Annotated in this window: 2 protein-coding genes; both read left to right on the top strand. The window is 51.9% G+C overall.

Features of this window, described 5'->3' with window-relative positions; all coding sequences use genetic code 11:
• The coding region (locus tag V6D20_23540; GenBank protein ID HEY9818753.1) for an ABC transporter ATP-binding protein at positions 1 to 728 on the top strand (728 nt) is incomplete at its 5' end.
• A gap of 46 nt (positions 729 to 774) precedes the next feature.
• The coding region (locus tag V6D20_23535; GenBank protein ID HEY9818752.1) for a hypothetical protein at positions 775 to 1,026 on the top strand (252 nt) is incomplete at its 3' end.

Here is a 1,026-nt window from a genome sequence, read left to right as displayed (position 1 = left end):
CCGCCAATCTGAGTCGCCCTGAGGTGCGATCGCGCATTGGCTACATGAGCCAGAAATTTACTCTCTATGATGACCTGACGATTTTACAAAATCTTACCTTTTACTGCGGTGTCTACGGTGTTCCTAAGCGGTTGCAGCGTCAGAAAATCAACTGGGTTCTAGAGACCTGTGGTTTGCAAGGACAAGAGCAGACCGTCACCGCTAAGCTACCGGGTGGATGGAAACAGCGGGTTGCCTTTGGAGCATCGGTGATGCATGAACCCGATATTTTATTTCTCGATGAACCAACCTCCGGTGTCGATCCCTTAGCACGACGGCAGTTCTGGCGACAGATTCGCGACTTTGCCCGGCGTGGTACTGCTATTTTAGTCACCACCCATTATCTAGAAGAAGCCGAAAACTGCCATGCTATGGGGTTTATGGTTGCCGGACGGGTGGTCGCTCAAGGGTCTCCCAGTCAGATCAAGGCAGAGCAGCCAGGGCAACTCGTAGAATTGGTGACCGACCAAACGCAGGCTGCGGCCGACTGTCTCAAGCAGCACTTAGAGCATTGGCGAGTGGCTATTTTTGGCGATCGCCTCCATCTGGTTCTCGATCATCTCGATGACGATCTGCCTAGGGTGCGGCAGTGGCTTCAGGAGTCCGAGATTCCCATCCAAGCCGCTAACCCCATTCCCTTTTCCCTAGAAGATGCCTTCATTGGCATTGTCCAGCGGGCCGCCGCCTAGCCCTCTACAGGGTTAATCCTGTTCTCTTATGCTCATACATACGCCTATGAAACGGGTGATATCCCAGTGTTTAAAGGAATTAGTCCAGTTCCAACGCGATCGCATCACGATTGCCTTGGCCTTGGTGCTGCCCTTAGCGGTCATGCTCATTTACGGCTATGCTATTCGCCTAGAATCCAAAAATATTCCGATTAGCATTCAGGATTTTGACAATAGTTCCTTGAGCCGTACGTACGTAGAGCGGATTGTGGCGACTAACCAGTTTGTACTAACACCGCTGCTGCGTGGGGATCCAACC

The organism is Candidatus Obscuribacterales bacterium (assembly GCA_036703605.1).
Lineage (GTDB): Bacteria > Cyanobacteriota > Cyanobacteriia > RECH01 > RECH01 > RECH01.
This window is presented reverse-complemented; position numbering and strand designations above follow the sequence as displayed.